1 protein-coding gene is annotated in these 2543 nt (G+C 70.7%); it reads right to left on the reverse strand.

Annotated features, from left to right (window positions below):
- Positions 1 to 2543, reverse strand: a 2543-nt coding sequence (locus tag HF519_RS29845) for a Pls/PosA family non-ribosomal peptide synthetase (RefSeq protein ID WP_169416291.1), incomplete at both ends; no start/stop codon positions are given.

Consider the following 2543-nt stretch of genomic DNA (forward strand, 5'->3'; position numbering starts at 1 on the left):
GGCAGGGGGGTCGGGTTCGGCAGCGAAACGGTCATGGCGTTCTCCACAGGGATGTCGGAAGTGGTGGGAGGCGGCGTCTGCGGAGCCGCGGTGACGGGCCGCGCGGCGGACAGCGGCGCGACGACGGGCGCCGAGCGAGCGGCGGGTGCCGGTCGGACAGCAGGTGCCGGCGGGGCTGCGGGTGGCGGGGCTGCGGGCGCCGGCGCCTGCGGAACCGCAGCCGTGGCGACGGCCGGGCGGACCTCCGTGGCGGGGTTGCCTCCCCACCGGGCGAACGGCGCGACTTCCTCGCCCTTCATCAGGAAGGCGTCGGCGTCCAGGACGGCACCGTCGCCCATCATGACGCCGTAGTGGACGAAGGACTCGACGCCGATGACGGTGCCTGCGCCGAGCACGGTGTAGTCGGACTTGAAGCTGCCGTCCTCGAGGGAGTGGCACTGGATGACGCTGCCGGCGTTGAGCACGGCGTCGTCTCCGACGGTGACCAGTGTCTTCTCGGGGATGGCGCACCCGTCGTCGAAGACCCGGCGGCCCATCGTCACCCCGAGCAGCCGCCACATCATCGGCTTGAACGGGGTGCCGCTGAACAGGGGTGAGGCGCCCAGCTTCCAGAGCCGCTCGTGACGCCAGAAGTACGGGTCGTAGATCGAGACGAAACGTGGGACGAGCCGGCGGAAGCCGAGCGTGGCCCGCTCGACCAGGGCGGTGAACAGGAAGGAGAACACCAGGGTCAGCAGTGCCGCCACGGCGAGCGCCGCCGCGCCGGACAGGTAGTACAGGTCGGCGGCGATCGCGAACAGCAGGGTGGCGACGAAGACCTGGACCCAGCGCACCCCCAGGAACGCGAGCATGGAGACGAGGTTGTGCCGGTTCTTGGCCGACAGCCGGCGGCGCAGCTCGCCCGGGTCCTTGAGGTGGTCGAACTCGGTGTCGCGGGCGACGGTGCGCGGGATCTCGAAGGGCGGCGAGCCGAGCAACCCGACGTTCTCCCGGACCGGCCCGTCGACCGGGACCATGACCTTCGTGCCGAGCAGGCAGTTCTCGCCGACGGTGGCGTTGGCCGGGAACGCGATGTTGTTGCCGAGGAAGTTGCGCGCCCCGATGTTCACCTGGGACATCCGGAAGGACGTGCTGGAGTAGTCCGCGTTCATGATCGACAGCGCGTCGGAGACCATCGTGCCGGTGCCGATGCGGGTCAGCAGCGGCGAGTCCTGCGCGAGCTCGGTGCCGAAGTTCGAGCCGGTCTGCTCGACGACGGACAGGTCGTAGCCGATGCTGCGCAGGTAGCCGACGACCGCGGAGCTGTCGCCGAACAGGGTCATGTAGAACGACGAGTTGGTCAGCCCGGTGATCGTGCGGGCCGCGATCCAGCGCAGGCCGTAGAGCGGGTAGTCCTTCCCCGGGCGGATGAACAGGCTGAGCAGCCGCGGCAGCACGATGATCGCGGCCAGGCCGCCCACGACGCCGACGACGAACAGCGCGACCGACACAGCTGCGAGGCCGAGGTAGAACGCGGGGTCCGTCAGCGACTGATGGCCTTCGCCGACCACGTCGACGACCGCCGGGATCTGGGTCAGCGCGACCATGAGGACGGCGAACCCGACCGGGCCCAGGACCAGGGCGTTGAGCAGTTGCCATGCGGCGTAGCCGAGGCGGCGGATGCGGCCGCAGCGAACCTGCCGCGCCACCCGGTAGTTCACCTGGGCCGGCTCGGCGGGGACGCCGTGCCAGGTCTGGCCGGGCGGGATCGCCTGGCCGGAGTGCAGCGAGGACGTGTGACCGAGCTGGCCACCGTCGCCGATCGCGGTCCCGAGGTCGAGCACGGTCTTCTCACCGACGAACGCGTCGCGGCCGATGGTGACCGGCCCGATCTGGATCGCGCCCGGAACGGCGCGGTAACCGGTGAAGGAGGAGTGCTTGTGGATGACGGTCCCGGCGCCGATCGTCAGCAGGTCGGTGGCCACCGGGAAGAACTCGGTCAGCACGAGCACGTCGCGACCGATCCGTGCACCGAGCAGGCGCAGGTACATCGTGTAGATCGGCGAGCCCTTGAACAGCGCCAGCGGGTTGGCCCTGACCAGCGTCTTGACCGCCCAGAAGCGCAGGTGGCCGAGACTCCACAGCTTGATCTCCCGAGCCTTCCAACGCCCGACGAGGAGCCACTTGGCGACGATCGGCAGCAGGCAGGCGGCGAGGAAGGTGACCGCGCCGTACCCGGCGGCCCGGACGAACACCGAGCCCGCCGAGCCACCCTCGGAGGCCCAGACGTAGCCTCGCTCGAGGACGAACGCGCTCAGGTAGAGGAACGCCAGGAACAACACCAGCTGCGCTGCGCCGAACACGGCGTGGCGGGCGGCGTTCCCGCGCACGACCGTCCCGGTGCGGACCGGGCGCTCGGCGGCGGCGACCGGCCCGCCGAGGGCCTGTGCCAGGTCGCGGATGGTGGTGTGCCGGTAGAGGTCGCGCATGGACACCGGGGGCAGGTCGGTGTGCTTGCGCAGCCGCGCGGAGAACTGGGCCAGCAACAGCGAGTTCGCGCCGAG

The sequence above is a fragment of the Pseudonocardia bannensis genome, from assembly GCF_012911875.1.
Lineage (GTDB): Bacteria > Actinomycetota > Actinomycetes > Mycobacteriales > Pseudonocardiaceae > Pseudonocardia > Pseudonocardia bannensis.